At 64.5% G+C, this 21,705-nt stretch carries 20 protein-coding genes; 5 read left to right on the forward strand and 15 right to left on the reverse strand.

Annotation, left to right across the window (positions count from 1 at the left end; genetic code table 11):
• Positions 1-20: 20 nt before the first annotated feature.
• Positions 21-1,016 carry an ABC transporter substrate-binding protein gene (locus DCM79_RS19375; RefSeq protein ID WP_257175858.1) on the forward strand — a complete coding sequence of 332 codons (996 nt, stop codon included), beginning with the start codon at positions 21-23 and terminating at the stop codon, positions 1,014-1,016.
• Between the two features lie 195 nt (positions 1,017-1,211).
• Here the strand turns inward: DCM79_RS19375 and DCM79_RS19380 are convergent, their stop codons facing one another.
• The 8 genes from DCM79_RS19380 to DCM79_RS19415 all read right to left on the reverse strand — a co-directional run bounded on the left by DCM79_RS19380 (position 1,212) and on the right by DCM79_RS19415 (position 8,957).
• A complete protein-coding gene (locus DCM79_RS19380) occupies positions 1,212-1,958 on the reverse strand; it encodes an SDR family NAD(P)-dependent oxidoreductase (protein ID WP_257175859.1) in 747 nt (248 codons plus the stop codon).
• Positions 1,959-2,006: 48 nt separating this feature from the next.
• Positions 2,007-2,969 carry a carbohydrate kinase family protein gene (locus tag DCM79_RS19385; protein WP_257175860.1) on the reverse strand — a complete coding sequence of 321 codons (963 nt, stop codon included), beginning with the start codon at positions 2,967-2,969 and terminating at the stop codon, positions 2,007-2,009.
• A 32-nt stretch (positions 2,970-3,001) separates the two neighbouring features.
• Positions 3,002-3,694: an L-fuculose-phosphate aldolase gene (locus tag DCM79_RS19390; RefSeq protein ID WP_257175861.1), complete on the reverse strand. Its 693-nt coding sequence runs from the start codon at positions 3,692-3,694 to the stop codon at positions 3,002-3,004.
• Positions 3,695-3,713: 19 nt separating this feature from the next.
• Entirely contained in the window at positions 3,714-4,373 is a 660-nt protein-coding gene (locus DCM79_RS19395) for a hypothetical protein (protein ID WP_306556678.1), read from the reverse strand.
• Positions 4,374-4,499: 126 nt separating this feature from the next.
• Positions 4,500-5,069 carry a peroxidase-related enzyme gene (locus tag DCM79_RS19400; RefSeq protein ID WP_257175863.1) on the reverse strand — a complete coding sequence of 190 codons (570 nt, stop codon included), beginning with the start codon at positions 5,067-5,069 and terminating at the stop codon, positions 4,500-4,502.
• Positions 5,070-5,083: 14 nt separating this feature from the next.
• Positions 5,084-7,393 (reverse strand): molybdopterin-dependent oxidoreductase, encoded by a 2,310-nt coding sequence (locus DCM79_RS19405; RefSeq protein WP_257175864.1) that lies wholly within the window; start codon positions 7,391-7,393, stop codon positions 5,084-5,086.
• Positions 7,390-8,148 (reverse strand): CoA transferase, encoded by a 759-nt coding sequence (locus tag DCM79_RS19410; protein ID WP_257175865.1) that lies wholly within the window; start codon positions 8,146-8,148, stop codon positions 7,390-7,392. Before DCM79_RS19410 ends, DCM79_RS19405 begins: the two co-directional genes overlap by 4 nt.
• Positions 8,148-8,957: a CoA transferase subunit A gene (locus tag DCM79_RS19415; RefSeq protein WP_257180798.1), complete on the reverse strand. Its 810-nt coding sequence runs from the start codon at positions 8,955-8,957 to the stop codon at positions 8,148-8,150. The genes DCM79_RS19410 and DCM79_RS19415 overlap by 1 nt, the downstream gene beginning before the upstream one ends.
• A 242-nt stretch (positions 8,958-9,199) precedes the next feature.
• Between DCM79_RS19415 and DCM79_RS19420 the strand changes: the two genes are divergently transcribed.
• From DCM79_RS19420 to DCM79_RS19435, 4 genes are all read left to right on the forward strand, one after another.
• On the forward strand, positions 9,200-10,354 hold the full coding sequence (locus tag DCM79_RS19420; protein WP_257175866.1) for an ABC transporter ATP-binding protein: 1,155 nt from the start codon (positions 9,200-9,202) through the stop codon (positions 10,352-10,354).
• Positions 10,351-12,141 carry an ABC transporter permease subunit gene (locus DCM79_RS19425; RefSeq protein ID WP_257175867.1) on the forward strand — a complete coding sequence of 597 codons (1,791 nt, stop codon included), beginning with the start codon at positions 10,351-10,353 and terminating at the stop codon, positions 12,139-12,141. The genes DCM79_RS19420 and DCM79_RS19425 overlap by 4 nt, the downstream gene beginning before the upstream one ends.
• A 34-nt stretch (positions 12,142-12,175) precedes the next feature.
• Positions 12,176-13,270, forward strand: coding sequence for an extracellular solute-binding protein (locus tag DCM79_RS19430; protein ID WP_257175868.1), 1,095 nt, complete (start codon positions 12,176-12,178; stop codon positions 13,268-13,270).
• 114 nt (positions 13,271-13,384) lie between these two features.
• Entirely contained in the window at positions 13,385-14,197 is an 813-nt protein-coding gene (locus DCM79_RS19435) for an IclR family transcriptional regulator (RefSeq protein WP_257175869.1), read from the forward strand.
• A 185-nt stretch (positions 14,198-14,382) separates the two neighbouring features.
• On the opposite strand, the gene DCM79_RS19440 is transcribed toward DCM79_RS19435, so the two are convergent.
• From DCM79_RS19440 to DCM79_RS19470, 7 genes are all read right to left on the reverse strand, one after another.
• A complete protein-coding gene (locus DCM79_RS19440; RefSeq protein ID WP_257175870.1) occupies positions 14,383-15,420 on the reverse strand; it encodes a tagatose 1,6-diphosphate aldolase in 1,038 nt (345 codons plus the stop codon).
• Complete coding sequence (locus DCM79_RS19445) at positions 15,417-16,376, reverse strand: sugar kinase (protein ID WP_257175871.1); 960 nt, start codon at positions 16,374-16,376, stop codon at positions 15,417-15,419. Before DCM79_RS19445 ends, DCM79_RS19440 begins: the two co-directional genes overlap by 4 nt.
• A complete protein-coding gene (locus DCM79_RS19450; protein WP_257175872.1) occupies positions 16,373-17,446 on the reverse strand; it encodes an ABC transporter ATP-binding protein in 1,074 nt (357 codons plus the stop codon). The genes DCM79_RS19445 and DCM79_RS19450 overlap by 4 nt, the downstream gene beginning before the upstream one ends.
• 6 nt (positions 17,447-17,452) lie before the next feature.
• Positions 17,453-18,457: a zinc-binding dehydrogenase gene (locus DCM79_RS19455; protein ID WP_257175873.1), complete on the reverse strand. Its 1,005-nt coding sequence runs from the start codon at positions 18,455-18,457 to the stop codon at positions 17,453-17,455.
• A gap of 7 nt (positions 18,458-18,464) precedes the next feature.
• The gene (locus tag DCM79_RS19460) at positions 18,465-19,292 is read right to left on the reverse strand and encodes a carbohydrate ABC transporter permease (RefSeq protein ID WP_257175874.1); all 828 of its coding nucleotides are present in this window, start codon (positions 19,290-19,292) and stop codon (positions 18,465-18,467) included.
• A 4-nt stretch (positions 19,293-19,296) separates the two neighbouring features.
• On the reverse strand, positions 19,297-20,184 hold the full coding sequence (locus tag DCM79_RS19465; protein WP_257175875.1) for a carbohydrate ABC transporter permease: 888 nt from the start codon (positions 20,182-20,184) through the stop codon (positions 19,297-19,299).
• A gap of 62 nt (positions 20,185-20,246) precedes the next feature.
• Positions 20,247-21,545, reverse strand: coding sequence for an ABC transporter substrate-binding protein (locus DCM79_RS19470; RefSeq protein WP_257175876.1), 1,299 nt, complete (start codon positions 21,543-21,545; stop codon positions 20,247-20,249).
• Positions 21,546-21,705 lie beyond the last annotated feature (160 nt).

Below are 21,705 nucleotides of genomic sequence, written 5' to 3' on the forward strand. Positions count from 1 at the left end.
AGCAAGACGGAGGAAACATCATGGATCGGCGGCAATTTCTGAGCACGACGGCAGGCCTTGCACTCGGCACCTTCACGGCCGCAGCCCCCGCGATCGCGCAGGCAAGAACGAAGGTTCGCGTCGGCTATCTCCACACCGTCGCCGTCGACGGCCAGATCTGGACCGGCATGGATCGCGGCTCCTTCGAGAAGCAGGGCCTCGATCTCGAGCTGCGGCAGTTCAACACCGGGTTGGAGATCTTCCAGGCCTTGATCGGCGGCAGCCTCGACGTGCTGTCGACCGGCGCCGTGCTTTCGAACTTTCCGGCCCGTGGCCAGGGCAAGGTGTTCCTCATCAATGACATCGAGGTCGCGACCGCTCAGCTCTGGGTGCGTGGCGACCAGGGCATCAAATCGTTCGAGGACCTGAAGGGCAAGCGCATCGCGACCGCGACCGGCACGACCGCGCACGTATTCCTGGATACCGCGCTCCGTGCCAACAAGGTCGATCCGAAGGAGGTCGAGCTCGTCAACCAGACCATGCCTGCCGCCGTGACCGCCTTCATTTCCGGCGCGGTGCCGGCCGTAGCGCTTTGGGTCCCCTTCAACGTCACGGTCCGCGACAAGGTGCCCGGCGCGGTCAAGCTCGCCGACGCCTCTGCCTATTACCCGAAAGCCGCGATCATCGGCGGTTGGGCGGCCGCCAACGACTATTACGAGCGCAACAAGGAGACGCTGGCGAAGCTGATCCTTGGCTGGGCGGATGCCAACGACTACATCGTTGCAAACAGCGTCGAGGCCATGGAGAAGCTGCAGAAGGGCCATTACAGCCAGACGCCGCTGGCCGACATCACCGAGTCGTTCAAGGCGCAGAAGATGTTCACGTCCAAGGAATGGAAGCGCATGTACTCGGACGGGACCGTGACCAATTGGCTGCAGCAATCGACGGACTTCTTCATGGCCAATGCCGGCATCAAGGACTTCACGCCTGCCAGCAAGTATTTCGATCCGAGCTTATATTTGAAAACGATTGCGTGAACGATCTGCCGTCCGCGTGGCAGGCAAGAACGTCGGCCGCGCAGAGAGCGCGGCACAGCTGCCCCAATTCGCTGCCGATGACATGAAAAGAAGGGGGAAGATGCCGGCCGTGTCGGCCGGCATCGAGGGGCGGCGCCTTCGGACCGCCTGCCAGACGCCCTTGGCCTCCGCCGAGACGAGCAACTCACAAATCCGCTAGCTGTAGAAAATACCTCCGTCCACATTGAGGGCCTGGCCGGTCACGAACGCGGAATCATCCGACGCAAAGAATGCCACGGGACCGACGACATCCTCCGGCTGTCCAAGCCGGTGCAAGTCCGTTACCTTCTCGAAATAGGCGACGCGCTCGGGATCACGCAGATTGTTCATCCCCATCTCGGTTACGATGATGCCGGGGCAAACGGCATTGACCGTGATGCCGAAGCCGCCGAACTCCATGGACGACACCCGGGTGAAGCCGACCACGGCCGACTTCGATGCAGCGTAGTGGGACTGTCCCGGGCCGCCCGTTCGGGCGGCGAGCGAGGCGATATTGACGATCCGCCCGTATTTGCGCTCCTTCATGTGCGGCACCACGGCCTGGGTCATCTGGAACACGCCGCGCGTGTTCACGGCGAACGTCTGGTCCCATGTCTCGGTCGTCAGCTCGTCGATCGTCGCCAGTCGGAGGATGCCGGCGTTGTTGACGAGGACGTCGATGTGTCCCAGCCCCTGCACGGCTTCCGCCACGACCCGCCTGCAATCCCCGAGGTCGCTGACGTCGCCAAGCACCGGGATGCAACGACCGCCGAGCGCGCCGATCTCGGCGACGGTCTCAAGCAGGACTTTCTCCTGAGGTGCGATGTCGGTCAGCGCGAGATCATAGCCGCGCCTGGCAAGACCCATGGCGATCGCTCGGCCAATTCCGCGGCTTGCTCCCGTAACGATTGCATGTCGGGCCATGTTATTCTCCCCTATCGGTCGGATTGACGTATTGATGATGTGATCGGCTCAGGCCTGAGCGGGCTTGCGCACGGGAAGCGAGTTCATCGCCTGCACGGTCTCCTCGAATGACACGAGGTTGGCGCCGGAGCCGAGACCCGTCGCGACAATTGCGGATGTCGCCGTCGCGAGCCTGGCGCAGTCCAGCAAATCCCAGCCGCGCACGAGACCCGCGATGAAGCCGCCGGTGTAGGAATCGCCGCATCCCGACGTATCACGAACCTTCACCTCAAAGGCAGGCACGGTGAACTGACGTCCGTCGCGCGTCATCACGAACGAGCCGTCGGCGCCCATGGAGACGGCACAGGCTCCGGCCCCCTTCTCGATGAAGAAACGGGCGCATGCGGCCGGATCCGCCGTTCCAACCATCGCATGGGTCTCGTCGATGCTTGGCATGAAGAAATCGACATAAGGCATCAGAGGCTCGACCAGCGCCAACGTCTCACCGCGCGCCTGGATCAGGTCGAGCGTCGTCGTGCAGCCGGCCGCCTTCGCATCGCGCAGCAATGCCACGGACGGCGCGCCGTCCATCGCCAGCAGGGAGCCAACCCCACCGAGATGCAGGATCTTGCTGCGGCAAGCGGCCTCTTGCACTTGCGGCGCGATCCGCCAGCGCGCGGAAGCGCCCCTTGCGTGCATGACCGGACGCGAGCCGTCGGGCCGGATCGGCAGGATCGTGGCCGAGGTCGGACTGTCGGCCATCCGCTCCATGAGAGAGATGTCGATGCCTTCACGCTCCAGCGCGTTCAGCATCCAGTCCGCCTTCTCATCGGAGCCGACGGCACCGACCGCGAGCGCCTTCAGACCGAGACGCGCGCAAGGGACGACCGTTCCGCCGGCGGTGCCCGCGACCGTGAGCCGAATTTCTTCGATCAGCAAACGGCCGCCACCGGGCGGAATCTCGGTCACCGGGACTCCCAGAATGTCCAGAATATAAGTGCCGCAGACGCTGACGTCGTGAGAGTGAGCCATGATTTCTCGCAGGACAGTGGTTGGATCGTGATCTAGCTCGACAGCTGAGGGAGCTTGGGCGTGCCCTCGCTATCGCGCAGGCCGTACTGCCCCCATCGTTTCAGGATGCTGTCGATTTCCTCGTCCGGCAGCAGCGGAGGAGCGCCGAGCTGAAGACAGCCGTGATACTGCTTGGCGAGCACCTCGACCTCCACGGCGAGCCACAAGGCCTTGCGCAGATTGGGACCGACGGCGATCAGCCCGTGATGCGCGAGCAGGCAGGCGCGGCGATAGCGGAGCGCGTTCAGCGCCGCCTGCGAGAGCTCGGCCGTGCCATATTGAGCATAGGGCGCGCAGGGAATGTCGTTTCCGCCGGCGGCGGCGATCATGTAGTGAATCGCAGGGATCGAGCGATTCATGATTGCGATGATGGTGCAGAACACCGGATGGGCGTGAACGACGGCGCCGACCTCCGGTTTCGATTTCAGGATATCGAGGTGAAAGCGCCATTCCGTCGATGGAACGTTGCCGGCCGGTGCGCTCCACGAGCCGTCCCACTTCATGGCCACGATGTCCTCGGGCCTCATGCGGTCGTAGGGAAGACCGGACGGCGTCAGCAGCATGCCGTCGTCGGTTCGGACGCTGATGTTTCCGGACGTTCCCTGGTTGATGCCCTGCGCCGCCATCTCGCGGCAGGCATCGATGATGGATTGACGAAGTTCGAACTCCGCTTCGCGGCCGGTCATACCTTGCTCCCACCCTCTTTCATGCACTTGCTCCGAGCTGGACCTGACGGTCGACCAACAGCCAGGTGGCTCGCGCGGTCGCCAGCACCTCCTGCTCGGCATCGAGCAAAGCGCTCTCGGCAAACAGCTTGCGGCCTTCCCGCCCGGTCGGCCACGCCACCACCACACATCGCTCTTCCGGGCGCGGCCGGCGCTTGATCCGTGCGGCCATGCGTCCGAGCAGGGCCGTTTCGTCACCATTCAATCCGAGATGACGGGCGCCCACACTGCAATAGCCGGTCGGGCAATCGAGAGCGGCCCAGACGAACTCGGGCGCGACATAGCCGTCCTCGCCGGACAGGCTGCCGTGAGGGACCCAGGAAGCCGCGAACACGACCGGCTTGCCCGGGACCGTGCCCGCCTTGAGCGGACCTGCGAAGATCCGGAGCCCGTCGCCGTGGCCACGTGCGGGGCCGCAGACGAAGCATCCCGGAAGGTTATGGGTCTGCTCATCGTAGGGCGTTCTGCCGACCGCCTCTTCGGCCGCCGCGTAGCTCACCCTGGGAATGTCCGACATATCGAGGCCTGCTGCACGCGCCGTCGCGAGCAGCCCGTCTTTTTCGCGCAACTCGATGACGCCGTCGGTCCCGTTCAGCACGTCGAGCGGCCGCTCCAGCGGCGGCGGGGCGCGCAACGTCACTTCGGCGTCTCCGGCGACGTGCCTTGCGAGACATCCGCAAACGTAGCCTCCGTTGCCGGAATTGGGCGGGCCCCGGAAGCGCCTGTCGATGACCAGCGATATCATTGCAGTTCTCGTTCGCGGCGCTCAGCGTCCCATCGCGAAGAACTCGTCGTTCGGACGCATGCTGGTGACGTTGGCGAGGCGGTTGGACATGCCGAAGAAGGCAGCGATGGCCGCGATGTCCCAGGCGTCCTCCTCGGTGAATCCGTGTCCCTTGAGATCGGCGATGTCGGAATCGTCCACCTCATAGGCGCGCGCCGAGACCTTCATCGCGAAATCGAGCATCGCCCTTTGCCGCGCGGTGATATCGGCCTTGCGGTAATTGGTGGCGACCTGATCCGCGATCAGCGGATTCTTCGCGCGCACGCGCAGGATGGCGCCATGCGCCACGACGCAATACTGGCATTGATTGGCGGCGCTGGTCGCGACGACGATCATCTCGCGCTCGGCCTTGGTGATCGGCCCGGGCTTGTCCATCAGTGCGTCGTGGTAGGCGAAGAAGGCCCGGAATTCGTCGGGACGATGCGCGAGCGTCAGGAAGACGTTCGGGACGAAGCCGGACTTCTCCTGAACCGCCTCGATCCGCGAGCGGATGTCCTCCGGCAGCGTCGCGATGTCGGGGACGGGAAAGCGGCTGATGGCGGGCGCAGACATGTTCCTAACTCCTGTTAGACCGCCGCAAGTGCGACGAGCGTTTCCCGATAGGCCTCGAACGCATCGCGCCGATCGGCAGCGTAGTGCTCGACCCGCACGAGACAGGTATGGGCCGAGCAGCCCTGGCCGAATTGAGACGTGCCGATATCGAGCGTGAGCACGTTCGGATTGCCGGCGACCTCCAGACCGCTATTGCCTGTCGGCGTGAACCAGGCACCGGTCGGAAGCACCAGCACGCCTTGACGGACCTTGTCGGTAACTTCCGCCGTCGCGAGGCACTCCCCTCGGCTGTTCCAGATGCGGATGGTCCGGCCGTCTTCGACGCCTAGACCGGCCGCGTCGTCAGGATGAAGGCGAGCCTGTTCACGGCCGTTGCGCTTCATGGCCCGGCTCGATGCGCCGGTTTCGAGCTGGCTGTGAAGGCGGCCGGCCGGCTGATGCGACACCAGGTGCATCTGGCCGGCGGTGGCATTGCCGAGCCATTCCGCCGGCTCGATCCAGGCGGGATGCGGGCGACAGTCGGCATAGTCCAGCCTGGCCAGGGTTTCGCTGCCGAGCACGATCTTTCCGCTTTCGGTCTTGAGCGCGTGCTCCTCCGGCTTGTTCCGGAAGTCGGTCAAGTACGTATGGTCTGTCTTGACCGGGCAGCGGGCATAGCCGGCTTCCCAGAACGCATCGAAATCCGGCATCTCAAAGCCGAAGCGCTGCGCGGCATCGCTGCGGCAGGCTTCGTAGAGATGGCGGACCCAGCCCATTTCGTCCCGGCCTTCGTTGAACCGGTCGGCCACCCCGAGCTTGCCTGCGATCGCGTCGAAGATCGCGAAGTCGGAGCGGGATTCGCCCAGCGGCTCGATGGCCTTCTTCATCGCCAGGATGAAGTCGGAGCGCCTGTTGCCGGCAAGATCGTTGCGCTCGATCGACGTGGTTGCCGGCAGCACGATGTCGGCCCGCTGGGCTGTCGCCGTAAACATCGGGTCCTGCACGATGATCGTTTCGGGCCTCGTCCAGGCTTCCGACAGGCGATTGAGGTCCTGATGATGGTGGTAGGGATTGCCGCCCGCCCAATAGACCAGCCGCGTGTCCGGATAGGTGCGGATCTCACCTTCATAGCTGAACGGTCTGCCGGGGTTGAGCAGCATGTCGCTGATCCGCGCCACCGGAATGAAGCTGTCGATCGGCCTGGTCAGTTGCGAAATGGCAGGAGAGCGGCCCATATTGAGCGGCGCCCCCACGCCCCCCAGTGACGCGTAGCCGTAACCAACGCCGCCGCCCGGCAATCCGATCTGGCCGACGACCGATGCAAGTCCGAGCGCCGCCCAGAACGGCTGTTCGCCGTGATGGGCACGCTGCAGGCTCCAGCTCACCGTGAGCATGCTACGGGTGTCGACCAGGCGGCTTGCCAGCGTCGCGATCCTGTCTGCATCGAGGCCGCAGATGCTGGCGGCCCACGCCGCATCCTTGCGCACGCCATCCGTCTTGCCTTCAAGATAGCCGAGCAAGCGATCCGCGCCGCTGGTGCAGCGCGCGAGGAAATCGGCATCGTGCCGGCCCGCCTTCACGATCTCGCCGGCGAGGCCGAGCATCAGCGCCGTGTCCGTATTCGGCCGGATCGGCCACCATTCGGCGTCAACCCAGTCGGGCAGATCATCCTTCAGCGGCGAGACGTGGATGACCTTGACGCCGCGTTCGACGATCTGCCTGAGATAGGTTTCGAGCCGATGGCTGCCAATTCCTCCGGCCTCGTTTTGCGCGGTTCGCGGCGACAGGGCGCCGAACACCACAAGCGTCTCGGTGTGCTGCACGATGGTGTCGAGCGTGTTGGCACGGCCGCCGCATGCATCGTCGTTGCCGAGCGTGTGGCGCAAGATCACGGGACCTGCCGCGATCGAATAGGTGTCGACGTGCCTGGTGAAGCCGCCAACCAGATTGAGCATGCGCTTCAGAAGCGAGGACGCATGATGCAGGCGGCCGGAATTGGTCCAGCCATAGGAGCCCGCGAAGATCGACGCATTGCCGAACGTGCCCGCTACGCGGCGCACCTCGTCGGCGACCAGCGTCGTCGCCTCGTCCCAGCTGACCGGTACGAATTTCTCACGGCCGCGTCCGCGGCGATCGCTTTTCCCGCGCTTGTCCAGCCAGCCGGAACGGACCATCGGCCGTAGCACGCGCCGCTCGGGATTGGCCCATTCGGCGATGGAATGGATGATCGGGGACGGCGCCGGATCGTGCTCGAACGGCTCGACACCGACGATGCGGCCATCCTCGACGAGGATGGTGTACGCACCCCAATGGCTGCAATGCGGAACCCGTTTGATCGTGGTCATGCGTCGACCGCTCCAAGCTCGCGCCGCATCTGCGCGGCGAATTCGGGATAGGTCTCGGCGAGTTCGTCGAACACGCGGCCGCGGAGCAGGCCGAGCGTCGATCGATCGGGCAGCGGGGTCTGCCGCGGCTCGGCATCATGGGCGAAGCGAAAGCCGGTCGCCTGCTTGATCTCGGCGAGACCGTGCCCGGGATGGACGCTCTCCAGGTCGAACCCAGGCCGGGTCTTGTCGAACCGAAACAGACCCTTGCCGGTCAGGAGGGCAACGGGACCGCCGCTCCGAAACACTCCCTCGGGGCTGACGCCGGGGGCACTGATGAAGTCCACATGCTCGACGAAGACGCGCGGCGTATGCTCCTCGCGAAAGAGGATGACCCGCGGCACGACGAAGTAGAGATAGGCCGACCCGAACGAGCCGGGCCAGCGCACGTTGGAGCGCGGATAATCGCCGGTGCCGACGAGGTTCACGTTGCCGAAGCCGTCGATCTGGCCCCCGCCGAGGAAGAACGCATCGATCCGGCCTTGACCCGCACAATCGAACAGCTCGGCCGAACCGTTGGTGAAGAAATTTTGCTCGACAGAACCGAGGATGGAGATGCGTGGACCGACGGCGCCGCCCGCCTCCTTCATGGCTCGCAGCAGCATCGCGCCGGCGGCAGGAATCGGAGAGGAGGCGCCTACGGCGACATGCCTGACCCCGTCCAGCAGCCGCGCGATCGTGCAAATCAGCAATTCGCGAGGGAGAACTTCGGCCATCACGCGGGCTCCATCTGCGCCTGCGCCATATAGGCGGAGAAGCCGTCGGCCGTTCGCGCGGCCTTCGCGTAACGTGCGAGCTCCGCGCTGTCGGTGGGATACTCGCCCCACAGCCCGTAGGGCCACGCGCCCTTCGGCGCGCGCGCGATGGCCGTAACGTAGATTGCCGGCAGCACGCCGGCAGCGCTCATCTCATCGGCGAGCAGATTCTGCTCGACGATTCGCTCCACCGTGACGAGAACAATCTGCGAAGCGTAAGCCATGGCGGCAAGCTCGCGTCGACGGCCGACCCAGACATTGCCGAAGCGATCAGCCATGGGCACGTGGAAGATCGTGACGTCCGGCTTGATGGCCGGGATCAGCACGATCGGATCGCCTCCATCCGCCAGCGGATTATCAATCACGCGCCAATCGTCGCGATGGCGGAGCAGATCCGTTCCGATCAGCCCCCGCAGCGGCATGAACGGACTGCCCTTCTGCGCCGCCATCAGGCCGGCATGGATGGCAGGGCACGTCGCGTCCTTCAGTCGAACCGCGCCTTCCTTGACAGCCGCATTGAACCGGGGCGCTCCACCCGCCTCGCCCAGCGAGACGGCGCTGGTCTCCACCGTCCGGACCAGACCCGCGCCGACGAGCTGGTCGACCTGCAATCCGCCGGTTGGCACGCAGACGAGATCGAGATTGCCCGCACCATGCTCGATGATGGGCCGCGTCATCGCCATGGAGACACCGGCGTAGTCGACCGGGAGCGCTACGCGCATCCCCGGCTCGATGTGCTTCGCCATTGCGCGAGGCTCGCTCAACACCATCATCCTCCCGTCTTGTTCTATATTGTAGAACGCTATTCCACGTTTATGTTGGCGGATCCCGACGACAGTGTCAATCTGACTTGGTCGGCGAGGCCTTTGTTTGAAGGGGATCCCACCTCCGCATCGACCGCAGCGGGGCGCCATTGCGCCGCGAGCGGTCGCCTCGACTTGACAAGACGGCGCGCTACGCCAACAATAATTGGAATAGTGTTCTACAATATAGAACAAGTTGGGAGGAGAGAATGGGTGAGCCCACGGCTCTGCGCGCAATGCGCTCCGGCGATGCGAACGTTGGAACGTCGCCGACCGGCCGCCTCCGTGACCGCGGCGCCATCGGATCGAGCATCGCCGTCCGCGACGCAGTGAAGACCTACGGCAGCTTCCACGCGGTCGACCGCATCAGCATCGACATCGAGCCGGGCGAATTCATCACGCTGCTTGGCCCTTCCGGCAGCGGAAAGACGACGCTGCTGAACCTCGTGGCGGGCTTCCAGAGCCTCGACAGCGGCGAAATCCTCGTCGACGGCAAGCCTATCCACAACGTGCCGACGCACAAGCGCGGCTTCGGCATGGTGTTCCAGAGCTACGCGCTGTTTCCGAACATGACTGTCAGCCAGAACGTCGCGTTTCCACTTCGCATGGCGGGAGTCGACCGGGCGACCGCGGAGCGCCGCGTCGCCGAAACGCTGGAGATCATGCGGCTGACGGAGCATGCGGCGAAGTCTCCTTCGCAGATGTCGGGCGGGCAGCAGCAGCGCGTCGCGATCGCCCGCGCGATCGTCAGGAGGCCCAAGGTCGTGCTGATGGATGAACCCCTCAGCGCCCTTGACCGGCGTTTGCGCGAGCAGATCCAGATCGAGATCCGCGACCTTCACCGGACCATCGGCAGCACGATCCTGTTCGTCACCCATGACCAGGGCGAAGCCCTGACGATGAGCGACCGCATCGCGGTGCTCAACGCCGGCAAGATCGTTCAAATCGGCCGCCCGCTGGACATCTATCGGCACCCGATCGATCGGTTCGTCGCCTCGTTCGTCGGCGAGAGCAATCTGATCGAGGCGGAAATTATGCAGAAGCGCGGCACGACACTGACGATGAAGAACCGTGCAGGATACGTGTTCAATGCCGAAAGCCGGGACACGATCGACGTCGGACGTGCAACGGTGCTCGTGCGTCCGGAACGTATCGCCGTGTCGAACGAGCCGACCGCGAACTCCACGCCCGTCAGCGTCACGTCTGCGATCTTCCTCGGCGAGATCCTGCGGATCGAGGCGCAAATGGAGGGTGGAGATCCGCTCCTAATCCGGTGCACCGACATGGCCGACCGGCCATTGCCGAACGTCGGGGACCGTCTGCACGTGAGCTGGGGCGCCGCGGACTGCTGGGTGCTTGCATGACCTCGGCATCGATCGGCCTCCAGGCAGACCGTCCCGCGAATCTCGATCTCGTCAGGAGGTTGAAGGATCCGGCGCTGCTGCTCCTGCCTGCGCTCGCGTTTCTGGCCTTCATCTACCTCCTGCCCCTGATCGATCTCATCCGTATCAGCGTGAGCGGGCCATCTTGGACGTCCTACTTCGAGCGAGTATTCGCGATACCGCTCTATTGGGATTCGCTCGTCCGCACGATGCAGATCTCGGTCACCGTTGCGTGCCTGTGCCTGCTGTTCGGATATCCGACGGCGCTGCTCATTCACCGCAGCCGTGGCATTACCCAGGCCCTGATCGCGACCGCGATCGTGCTACCCTATTTCATCGCCATCCTGATCCGGACCTACGCCTGGATGGTCCTGCTCGGACGCAACGGGCCGGTCAACAAGATGCTGGTTTCGATCGGCATTTTGAGCGAGCCCGTGCAGCTGCTGTTCAATCGCGGCACGGTGCTTCTCGGCATGACCGCCGTGCTTCTGCCGCTGATGGTGCTGACGATCTATTCCAGCGTGGCGCGGCTTGATCAAAGCCTGACCCGCGCGGCGCTGGCCAGCGGTGCCGGGCCCATTGCGGCGTTCTGGCGCGTGATGCTGCCACTGACCTTGCCCGGCATGGGCGCCGGCTTCCTGCTCGTCTTCGTCGCCGCGATCGGATTCTTCATTACGCCGACCCTGCTCGGCGGACCCGGCGACCAGATGTTTGCCATGCATATCACCCAACAGGCGGACTCGGTCACCTCGGAGGGATTCCTGCAGGCCCTGGGCGTGGTGCTGTTGACGATCACATTGGCCGTGGTCGCGGTGGCCGGACGCTTTCTCGGATTCGAATTCATCTGGGGCGGCCGCAAGCTGACCGAAGCGACACCGACAACGACTAACCGCCGCGCCGCCGGTGTCAGCCGCCGCAGTCTCGGCGCCTCAGCTGCCGACGCGATCGGTTGGCCGCTTCTGAGACTGTTCGGGCGGCTGCCGGCGAGCTTCGGGACCTGGACGGTTCGCCTCATGGGCGGACTGGTCATTGCCATTCTCATCCTGCCGATCATCGTGGTGATGATCATTTCCTTCAGCAGCGCAAGCTATCTGACCTTCCCGCCGCCGGGCTTCTCGTTTCGCTGGTACGAGCAGTTCTTTTCCGATTCGAACTGGATGCGGGCATTCTGGACGTCCCTGGTGGTCGCGACGATGTCGGCGGGAATCGCGATCGTGCTAGGCGCGTCGGCCGCCCTCGGCATCGTCAGGAGCAGCATTCGCGGCAAATCCACCATCATGCTGCTGCTCGTAAGTCCGATCATCGTGCCTCCGGTCGTGCTCGGCCTGTCGCTCTACAGCCTGTTCCTGCGTTTCGACCTGGTCGGCTCCGTCTTCGGCCTTGCCGCGGCGCATGCGATCGGCGGCCTTCCCCTCGTCGTGGTGATCCTGTCCGCATCGCTTCAAGGCGTCGATACCAGGCTCGAACAGGCCGCTGCCGTCCATGGCGCATCGTCCCTGACGGTGTTCCGCCTGGTGACGCTGCCGGCCATCATGCCGGGCCTGGCTGCCGCGACATTCTTCGCCTTCCTGCACTCGTTCGACGAACTGGTGCTGACGCTGTTCCTGTCCAGCGCGGAGCTGAAGACGCTCCCCCTCATGCTGTGGGGTGACGTCAATTATCGGCTCAATCCGGTGCTGGCCGTGGTCTCGACGCTGGAGGTGCTGCTGGTGATCGCAGGGCTGGCCCTTGCACGACCGGTTCTCGCCACGTCGCGGAAGGCAACGTGACGAGAGATCAAGTTTCAACTGGAGGAAAGAGAAAATGCTGGGAATGAAACGCTTGCGACTATCGGCTTCCGTGCTGGCCTCGACCCTGTTCGTCGCGATGGGGACGGGTCTGGCTCAAGCGCAGAGCAACGTCGTGATCATGCAGGACCCGGGCGGCGGTTATGGCGATGCATTGCGCAAGGTCATGTACGACCCCTTCGAGAAAGAGACCGGCATCAAGGTGGTCACGGTCCAGGAGGCCCGCAGCGGCCCGCGCATCAAGGCCCAGGCCGAAGCCGGCAAGGCGCAATGGGACCTGACCTTCATCTTCGACCAGGAGACCAAGCTGCTCGGCGATTGCTGCCTGGCTGACATCGACTATTCCAAGCTGTCCGACGCGGCGAAGCAGACGCTGGCGGCAATGCCGGACAATCTGAAGCGCAAGAAGGGCGTGGCACTGCAGGTGATCGGCGTCGGCCTTGTCTACAACAAGGATAAGTACAAGGGCGAGAACGTCCCGACCAGCTGGGCCGACTTCTGGGATGTGAAGAAGTTTCCCGGCCGCCGCTGCATGCCCGCCTGGCCGCGTTTCGTGTTCGAAGCGGCGCTGATGGCTGACGGCGTGGAGAAGAGCAAGCTCTACCCGATCGACATGGAGCGGGCGCTGAAGAAGATCAAGGAGATCAAGCCGCACATCGCCAAATGGTGGACGACGTCCGCACAGCCGCCGCAGCTCCTGCTCGATGGCGAGGCCGACATGTGCATGGCCTACACCGGCTCGATGAGCAAGCTCGCCCTGGAGGGCGCCCCGATCGAGCTGACCTTCAATCAAGGCTTCATCTACTACGACTTCTTCTCGATCCCCAAGGGAGCGCCCAACTACGATAACGCGCTGAAGCTGCTGTCCTGGCGGCTCGAGCCCAAGCGCGCGGCGCAGCTCACCTCGACCTTCCCCGTCGCCCTTCCCTCCCAGGTCGTGTTCGAGGCCGCGACCGACAAGAAGCTCGCGCGCTACTGGGCCAACAACCCGGACAACGTCTCCAAGGCGATCGAATGGAGCCCGGATTATTGGGGCGCGGCTTCGCCGGCCGGAAAATCGACCAATGAAGAGTACGGGCAGGAGAAGCTGAACGCCTTGCTGGCGCAATAGGCCGGCTGACCGGCCCCGATCCAAGGGGATCGGGGCCGGTCCCCACACGCCGGCTGTTGCGGATCGCGCGACCATGCTAGACGATGTGAAAGATCATTCTACTTTGGCTGGTGGATGGATAAGGCTTTTACCAAGGGGCTGCGTCTCCTGGAAGCACTTGCGCTGAGCGAGCAGCCCCGCGGGGTCACGGACCTCGCGAGCGAGCTGAAGCTCACCAAGAGCAACGTGCATCGGCTGCTGATGACGTTGCAGTCCCAGGGCTATGTGCGCCAGATCCCTCCGCACAGCACCTACGAGCTCACGACCAAGATCTGGGCGCTCGGCAGCCACGTCATCCACCGGATGGATCTCATCAACGTCGCGCGACCGGCAATGACGAAGCTTGCCGAGATCACCGGCGAAACCATCCATCTGTCCGTGCTCGAGGACACCGACGTCGTCTACGTCGACAAGATCGAAAGCGCTCACCACATCCGCGCCCATACGAGCGTGGGGATGCGCGCGCCCGCCTTCACCATGGCGACAGGCAAGGCGATGCTCGCGCATATGCCTGATGACTATCTGGAACGATTCCGCCCGCATCTCAGGCGTTACACCGAAACGACGCGAACGACGATGGAGGAGCTGAGGGAGGACATCGAGCTGGCGCGCGCGCAGGGCTATTCCTCCGTGCTGCACGGCGAGTGGCGCGAGGGCATCGCGGCCTGCGCTTGCGCGATCCTCGGCCGTTCCGGCGAACTCGTCGGAGCGATCGGCATGTCGGGCCCCGACAGCCGCATCAAGCGCAAGCAGATCAAGGAATATTCGGTCCACGTCATGGAGGCAGCCAGAACCATCGGGGCTGCGCTCGGCTATTCCAATAGGTTGGCATACACCACAGCAAGAGGCGATTCTCCGCCTCCACATCAATCGCGACGCGCACCTTGATCTTGCCTGCCGCGACGTCTGCGGCAGTGCCGACAGAGCCTCCGTACGACCATTGATGGACGCGCAGCGGCGCTGCGGGAACGATCCGTGCAGCGCGCCCACTTCGCCGCAAACGGACGGCAAAGTGGGTCAGTCACGTTGCAGATCCTGCGATCGGAATGGGACCATGCGGAGCCGCCATCATTTCAGTAGGCGCGTGCGAAGTCACCCTCCTGCTTGATGTCGGTGAAGGCCGGAAAGCGCGCCTTCCACGGCGTGCCCTTGGCCGTGGTCAGCTCGTTGAGACGTTCAAGCACGCCGAGGCCATCCTTGCGCAGGCTGGCCGAGACCGCCGCACGGTCCGGGAAATTCTTCAGGACGGCGTCGAGCCAGATGGTGCGGCCCGCCAGGAAGCCGTTCGCGCCCGCGGCATAGGAATAGTCGAGCACCCGCTCGAACTTTTCAGGCGCGGCGCCCCCTGACAGCAGCACCCAAGGAATGTTGCGGCCGCGACAGATGTCGCCGATCGCATCGAACTCCTTCTGCGCGACCTTGGCCTCCGCGCTGCCGTCGCGGGCGGGCAGGCTGCCCGCCGCGAGCGGGCTCTCCAGCTTGAGGAGATCGACGCCGTACTCCGGCTTGGCGAATTCGCGCACGCTGTCGATGACGAGGCCGGGCAGCTTGCCCGGCGATTCCACGTAATCGGCGGTGTGATTGGCGCTGCCGAGGAACGGATAGACCAGCAGCTCCAGCACGTAGGGGATGTCGTGGCGGGCGCAATCCTCGCCGATCTCGCGCACGAACTTCTTCTGATGCGCGTTCACCGCGGCATCGGCGTCCGGCCGGTACCAGGCCAACACCTTGACGGCGTCGCCGCCCATGGCGCGGATCTTCTCCACGCTCCAGTTGGTGATCGCGCGCGACTTGCGGCCGCCCGCGGTCTCCTCGACCCGGTGCTCCTCCAGCGTCATGATTAGGCCGCAGCGCGGCGGCAGCAGATCGATCGCGGCGGGCACCGCGAAATTCGGGTCGAACAGCATGGAGCTGCAATGCGGCGCGAGGTTCTCCACCAGAAGGCGCTTGGCCGCTGTGACGTCGGAATACTCGACCTGCTCCCGCGCAATGCCTTTTGCCTTGGCGATGGCATCGAACAGTGGCGGCCGCTGATCCAGCGCGACCATGCGAAAGTGGCCATCCGCGTCGGCAAGCCGTGCCAGGCCGCGGTTCTTTCCAATCGTTCTCATGGTTTCGTCCTCATGAATGCAAGACACTCGTTGATATCGGGGATTCCGTTGCGGCCGCCGGCGTGGCGGCATTTCATCGCGGCTGTCGCCGCCGAAAACGTCATGGCGGCTCGCACCTCGAGGCCTGCGCCGATCGCCAGCGCGTAGGCGCCATGGAAGACGTCGCCCGCGCCCGTGGTGTCCACGACGTCGACGGCATAGGCGGCCTGCCGGTGCAACTGGCCGTTCCCGTACCAGCTCACGCCGCCCTCGCCGCGGGTGACGGCAAGGACACGGCAACCGAAGCGCGCAAGCGCAGCAAGGCTCTCATCCTGGGCCGAGCGGGCAAAGGCTGTGAGCGCGGGCTCGGAGAAGATGGCGTGGTCGGTCAGCGGCAGCAACCGCTCGAAGACATCAGGCTCGGCCATGTCACCATCAAGCACCGTCGGAATGCCGCGCGAGCGCGCTTCCCTGAACAGCGTCGCTGCGCCCTCGACCCATCGAGGATCAGCCAGCACGGATGATGCGCGCGCAACGATTTCGATTGGAAGCCAGTCGGCGGACTCGGGATAGAGGCCGCGGAAATTCACGATCTGCCGCTCACCGGAGCTGTCGACGATGATCCCGGAGACGGAGGAGCGGCCGTCGGGAAACAACCGGAAGTTCTCGACATCGACGCCCTCGGCGGCAAACGCCGATTTCATCTCGTGGCCGGCGGCATCGTTCCCTGCCCGCCCCCAGAACGCGACGGACGCGCCGAGCCGTGCCACCGCAACCGATGCGTTGGCCGCCATGCCGCCGCCGAGTGTGCCGTACGCGAGTGCCTTGATCTTCTCGCTTCCACCCGCGAACGGCCGGTCAACGCGCCAGACCTGGTCGAGCGCGGACAGGCCGAGACAGATGATGTGCACGGGCCTTGCCTTGGACGCGACGTCCGCCAGCGCCGAGAGATCGCCGATGTCGACCGATGCGCTCACCGCAGGACCTGACCATTGGTCGCATCGAATAGATGCGTCTTGCCCTGCTGCGGGCGCAGGTTGATGCGATCGCCGACTTTCGGCCGCAGCGCCGGATCGACCCGCGCAATCGCCGAACCGCCGGCGAGATCGAAGTGGATCAGCGTATCCGAGCCGAGCGGCTCGACCAGCTTGACGGTGATCGCGACGCCATCGGCGGACTCTGGAGCCACCGTGAAATGTTCGGGACGAATGCCGAGCACGGCGCTGCCGGCATTGCTCAGGCGGGCTGCGGTCTCGCCGTCCAGCGGCACCACCGTCCCGCCTTGCGAGAGAATCGCACGGTCCTGCCGCCACTCGACCGGGAAGAAGTTCATTGCGGGCGAGCCGATGAAGCCGGCGACGAACTGGTTGGCCGGGCGCTCGTAGACCGTCTCCGGCGTGTCGTATTGCTGGATCGTGCCGCTCTGGAGCACCACGATCCGGTCGGCCATGGTCATGGCCTCGATCTGATCGTGGGTGACGAAGACCATGGTGGTCTTGAGCTCCTGCGACAGCGCCTTGATCTCGGCCCGCACCTGTCCGCGCAGCTTGGCGTCGAGATTGGACAGCGGCTCGTCGAACAGGAACGCCTTGGGGTTGCGCACGATGGCGCGGCCCATGGCGACGCGCTGGCGCTGCCCGCCAGATAGTTCCTTCGGCTTGCGGTCGAGATAGGGCTCGATGTGCAGCAGCGCGGCGGCGCGCCTCACCCGGGCGTCGATCTCGGCCTTCGGCACGCCCCGCAGCTCCAGCGCAAACGACATGTTGTCGTAGACCTTCATGTGCGGATAGAGCGCGTAATCCTGGAACACCATGGCGATGTCGCGTTGCGCGGCCTGCACGCCGTTGACGCGCTTGTCGCCGATATAGAGCTCTCCCGACGAGATCGGCTCGAGCCCGGCGATGATCCGCAGCAAGGTCGACTTGCCGCAGCCGGACGGGCCGACGAAGACGACGAATTCGTGGTCCGCGATCTCCAGATTGAGATCGGGGATCACGGTGAAGTTGCCGTAGCGTTTGGTGAGGTTGCGGATCGAGATCGAGGCCATGATCGCTCAGTCCAGCGCCAGCACGGGCTTGATCAGCTCACCCTTGGCGAAGCGGGCGAAATTTTCGGGGAGCGCCGTGAGACCAAACTCGCCGTCGACCAGGACGCGGTATTCGTCCTTGTACTTGCGCAGCAGCTCGACATTCGGCTCGAAGTCCGAGACCGGGAAATAGAAGGTGCGGATCATGTAGAAATCCTTGCGACGGAACACCTTGCCCTCCTCGATGGTCCAGGGCGCTGCATTCTCGCCGACCAGCACCAAGGCCCCGCGCGGCAGGACCAGCTCGATGCCGAGGTTGCGCGCCGCATGCGCGCCGGAGCATTCCATGATGAGCGCAAAGCGCCTCGAGGTATCGCCGACCGGGTGCGCCGTCGCACCGAAGGATTGCGCGATCTCTAGGCGCGCTGCATTGGGGTCGGCGACATGGACGTCGTCGTAGCCGAGTGCACGGAGCGCCAGCACGACGCCGAGGCCGACGGGCCCTGCTCCCATCACGAGAACGGGTCCAGCTTCGCCTGGCGGCACGACGCGGCTGACGAAGCGCACGGCGTGCCCCGACGTGCCGATGGTGTCGAGCAGCAATGGCGCGAGGCTGTCCTCGATATCATCAGGCACCGGCAGCAGGCAATTCTCCGGCACGGGCACGTATTCGGCATAGCCGCCCGGCCTGTTCCAGCCGATCAGGCTGGACACTTCCAGGCACATCTGGGTGTCGCCGCGTTTGCAGGCGGCGCAATGGCCGCAGTGCAGGGGAATGTAGACGGCGCAGCGGCGGCCGTGCAGCCTGTGACCGGGCTGCTCGACCACGCCGAAGATCTCATGGCCTGCGGTGAACTCGGCGCCCTTGTGCCAGAGCTTGAAGTCCGAGCCGCACAGCGCGGTGCGCGAGACGCGCACGAGCACCTCGCCCGCGCCGACATCGGGCATCGCCACGCGCTCGATGGTGATGCGATCGTTGCCGTGGAAGACCGCGGCCTGCATGATCGAATTGGGACGGGGCGATACATTCATCAGAGGTCTAGCCTTTCACCGCGCCGAGCGTCAGTCCGGACACCAGCCAGCGCTGAACCAGGGCGGCCAGCACCAGAGGCGGCAATGCGATCAGCGTCGCCGCGGCCATGAGGGCGCCCCATTGCGTCGAGCCTTCGCCGATGAAGTTGAAGGCCGCCGCGATCAGCGTCTTGGTGTCGCCATTGGAGAGCACCAGCGCAAACAGGAAGTAGTTCCACGAAAACACGAAGGCGAGGATCGCCGAGACCGCAATGCCTGACGCCACCAGCGGCATCGCGATGCGCCAGAGGATGCGCGTGACGCTGCATCCGTCGACCTGCGCAGCCTCGAACACGCTGCGCGGAATGGAGTCGAAGGACGGCAGCAGCACCCAGATCACGATCGGCAGCGTGATCACGGCATGGCTGAGGATCAGCGCAGTGTAGGAGCCGATCATGCCGATTTGCCGGAACATCACGTACCACGGCAGCAGGAACAGCGTGCCCGGCGCCATGCGCGCAGCCAGCGTGAGGATTGCCGGCCACGTGATCCGCGTCCATGACACGGCGAAGGCGGCTGGAATGCCGAACAGCAGCCCCAGCGCGGTCGAGCCGACGGTCACGATGAGGCTGTTGAGCGCGTAGCTCAGGAACGGCGTGGTCCTGGTCAGCTCGACGTAATTCTCCAGCGTCGGCGAGAAGACCAGCGTCGGCGGATAGGCGGTGACCTCGAAGGACGGCTTGAACGAGGACAGCACCATCCACACCGTCGGCGCCATGATCAGCGCACCGGCCAGCACGAGCTGCACCGTGTTGAGCCATCGGATCCAGCGATCGGTATTGGCGGCATCGGTCATGGCGTCACCAGGCGACTGCGCCGCGCAGGCGGTTGAAGGCGAGCACGGCGCCGAACACGATCGCCGTCAGCGTCAGCATCAGGGCGCTGGCATAGCCGATGTTGAAGAACTCGAAGCCGACCCGGAAGCCGTAGATGTTGAGCGTGTTCGAGGCGTTGCCCGGACCGCCCTGCGTGGTGATGTAGATGATGTCGAAGAAGCGCAGGAGATCGACGCTGCGCAGGATCGCCGCGGTGACGATGGTCGGCAGCAGCAGAGGCAGCGTGATGCGCTGGAAGGTCTTGAACGGGGACGCGCCATCGATCTGGGCGGCCTCGTAGACGCTCGGCGGCAGCGACTGCAGACCGCCCAGCACGATCAACGCGACATAGGGAGTCCACTGCCAGCTGTCGATCAGCGCCACGGTCGGAATGACCCATCTCGGCGAAGCCAGCCAGTCCGACGGCGGCAGGCCAAACGATTGCAGGATGTAGTTCGCCGCCCCCAGCGACGGATCGAGGATCACCAGCCACATCATGCCGGCGACCACGGGCGGCATCATGAAGGGCGAGATGAATAGCGAGCGGACGATGCCCGGCAGGCGCCTGGCGTGGAACAGCACCAGCGCCAGCCAGACGCCGAAGACGAGCTGCAGCATCAGCGACAGCACATAGAGCGCGATCGTGACCCACAGCCCGTGCCAGAACTCGACGTCGGAGATCAGCTTGGAATAATTGGCAAGACCCGCGAAAGATTGCTTGCCAGTGGAAGAAAAGGTCTGGAAGCCGAGCCAGATCGTATAAACGACCGGAAACGCGATCATCGCGACCGTGAACAGCACGGCCGGCGCCGAGAGCGCCGCCATCTCAAGCTTCTGCCGGTCCTGCGTGAGTGGCGCAGCCGTATCAGCCATGCGTTCCTGTCCTTCGATCGAATGAGGTGCCGGCAGGCAGCGAGCCGGCCGGCACCGGGCGGTCAGTTCAGCGCGATCAGCGCGTCCAGCCCCTTGTCCGCATCCGCGCAGGCCTGGTCGATCGGCTTTTGCTTCAGGATCAGATCCTGCACGGCCTGGCCGATGAACTCGCGCGATTGCGGATTGGCGACGATGGGATAACCGACTTCGGACGTGCCCTTGGTGGCCAGCACGTCGAGCGCGGCCTGCCATTCCTTGCGGACCGGCTCCTCGTCGATCCACTTGCGATATTCCGGGTCCTTGGCGACCGACGGGCGCGGCGGGGCGATGCCCTGCAGCGCCATCTTCTTCTGCACCTCGGGGCTGGTCGCCCACTGCACGAAATACCAGGCCGCGTCGGGCTGCTTGCTGTGCGAGGACACCGCCATGCCCCAGCCGATCGTCGTCGGCACCTGGCCGGCCTCACCCGCCGGGAACGGCAAGAGGCCGGTGTCCTTCAGGCGCGCGCCGCCTTCCATGACCGTGCGGAGCTCGTTCGACGACTCGAACGCCATCGCGGCGCGGCCGCTGCGATACAATGCGGAGATCTGCTGGAAGCTGTAATTGACCACGCCGGGCGGGCCGAAATCGCGCAGTAGCCGGCTATAGGTGTCGAGCGCCTCCTTGCCCTTGGCCGAGCAAAGATTCGACTTGCCATTGGCGATGTACGTGCCGCCGATATTGTGCAGCATGTTGCTGAAGGTGTAGGCGACCGCGGGCTTGAGGCCACGCGAGACGAACGGCGTCACCGTGCTGTCGCAGGTCTTGATCTTCTCGGCGGCAGCCTCGACGTCCTTGATGGTCTTCGGCGCCTCGAGCCCGCACTTCTTGAAGATGTCGGTGCGGTAGTAGAAGATCGGCCCCTCGATGTTCATCGGCATGCTCGTAAGCTTGCCGTTGAATGTCGCGGCCTTCAGCAGGGCCTGGCTCAGCCCCGCTGGATCGTAGTCCTTGGCGACCTGGTTCTTGGCCATCGCCGTGAGATCACCATACCAGCCGGCCGCGGCGAACTGCTCGCCCTCGCGCGAGGGCAGCGTCATGAACACGTCGACCTCGTCGCTGTTCGCATTCATCACGGTAACCAGACGCTGGCGCATCTGCTGTTCCTGATAACCGTCGACCTTGAGAGTCATGCCGGTCAACTTCTCGAAATCGGCCTTGTAGGTCAGCAGCGCCTGTGAGACCGGGTTGTTGTTGGCGAGAAAGGTGACCGTCTTGCCCTTGAACTTCATCCAGTCGAAATCGGCGGCATGGGCCTGCCCGCTGACGGCTATTGCGAGAACGGGCAGCGCGACATGCGTCGCGAGCATCCTGGCCTTCATCGAACTCTCCTCCCGGCTGGCTGCCTTGTGTCGGCAAGCCTTCTTGAGCGCATCCTGATTAAACAGGCTTTGAAAACGGTTACAATCTAACTCTGATATACGCAGTGTCAAGCGATGGACACGCGCTATAAGTTGCAGCAGAATTAGGTTGTTGAGCCAC

The organism is Bradyrhizobium sp. WBOS07 (assembly GCF_024585165.1).
Lineage (GTDB): Bacteria > Pseudomonadota > Alphaproteobacteria > Rhizobiales > Xanthobacteraceae > Bradyrhizobium > Bradyrhizobium japonicum_B.

Coding starts and splice junctions, on each gene's coding strand:
- DCM79_RS19420 (WP_257175866.1), top strand. CDS start 9,200: ATGGGTGAGCCCACGGCTCTGCGCGCAATGCGCTCCGGCGATGCGAAC.
- DCM79_RS19430 (WP_257175868.1), top strand. CDS start 12,176: ATGCTGGGAATGAAACGCTTGCGACTATCGGCTTCCGTGCTGGCCTCG.
- DCM79_RS19410 (WP_257175865.1), bottom strand. CDS start 8,148: ATGGCCGAAGTTCTCCCTCGCGAATTGCTGATTTGCACGATCGCGCGG.
- DCM79_RS19450 (WP_257175872.1), bottom strand. CDS start 17,446: ATGGCCTCGATCTCGATCCGCAACCTCACCAAACGCTACGGCAACTTC.
- DCM79_RS19460 (WP_257175874.1), bottom strand. CDS start 19,292: ATGACCGATGCCGCCAATACCGATCGCTGGATCCGATGGCTCAACACG.
- DCM79_RS19405 (WP_257175864.1), bottom strand. CDS start 7,393: ATGACCACGATCAAACGGGTTCCGCATTGCAGCCATTGGGGTGCGTAC.
- DCM79_RS19375 (WP_257175858.1), top strand. CDS start 21: ATGGATCGGCGGCAATTTCTGAGCACGACGGCAGGCCTTGCACTCGGC.
- DCM79_RS19440 (WP_257175870.1), bottom strand. CDS start 15,420: ATGAGAACGATTGGAAAGAACCGCGGCCTGGCACGGCTTGCCGACGCG.
- DCM79_RS19465 (WP_257175875.1), bottom strand. CDS start 20,184: ATGGCTGATACGGCTGCGCCACTCACGCAGGACCGGCAGAAGCTTGAG.
- DCM79_RS19385 (WP_257175860.1), bottom strand. CDS start 2,969: ATGGCTCACTCTCACGACGTCAGCGTCTGCGGCACTTATATTCTGGAC.
- DCM79_RS19380 (WP_257175859.1), bottom strand. CDS start 1,958: ATGGCCCGACATGCAATCGTTACGGGAGCAAGCCGCGGAATTGGCCGA.
- DCM79_RS19470 (WP_257175876.1), bottom strand. CDS start 21,545: ATGAAGGCCAGGATGCTCGCGACGCATGTCGCGCTGCCCGTTCTCGCA.
- DCM79_RS19400 (WP_257175863.1), bottom strand. CDS start 5,069: ATGTCTGCGCCCGCCATCAGCCGCTTTCCCGTCCCCGACATCGCGACG.
- DCM79_RS19390 (WP_257175861.1), bottom strand. CDS start 3,694: ATGACCGGCCGCGAAGCGGAGTTCGAACTTCGTCAATCCATCATCGAT.
- DCM79_RS19435 (WP_257175869.1), top strand. CDS start 13,385: ATGGATAAGGCTTTTACCAAGGGGCTGCGTCTCCTGGAAGCACTTGCG.
- DCM79_RS19415 (WP_257180798.1), bottom strand. CDS start 8,957: ATGGTGTTGAGCGAGCCTCGCGCAATGGCGAAGCACATCGAGCCGGGG.
- DCM79_RS19455 (WP_257175873.1), bottom strand. CDS start 18,457: ATGAATGTATCGCCCCGTCCCAATTCGATCATGCAGGCCGCGGTCTTC.
- DCM79_RS19425 (WP_257175867.1), top strand. CDS start 10,351: ATGACCTCGGCATCGATCGGCCTCCAGGCAGACCGTCCCGCGAATCTC.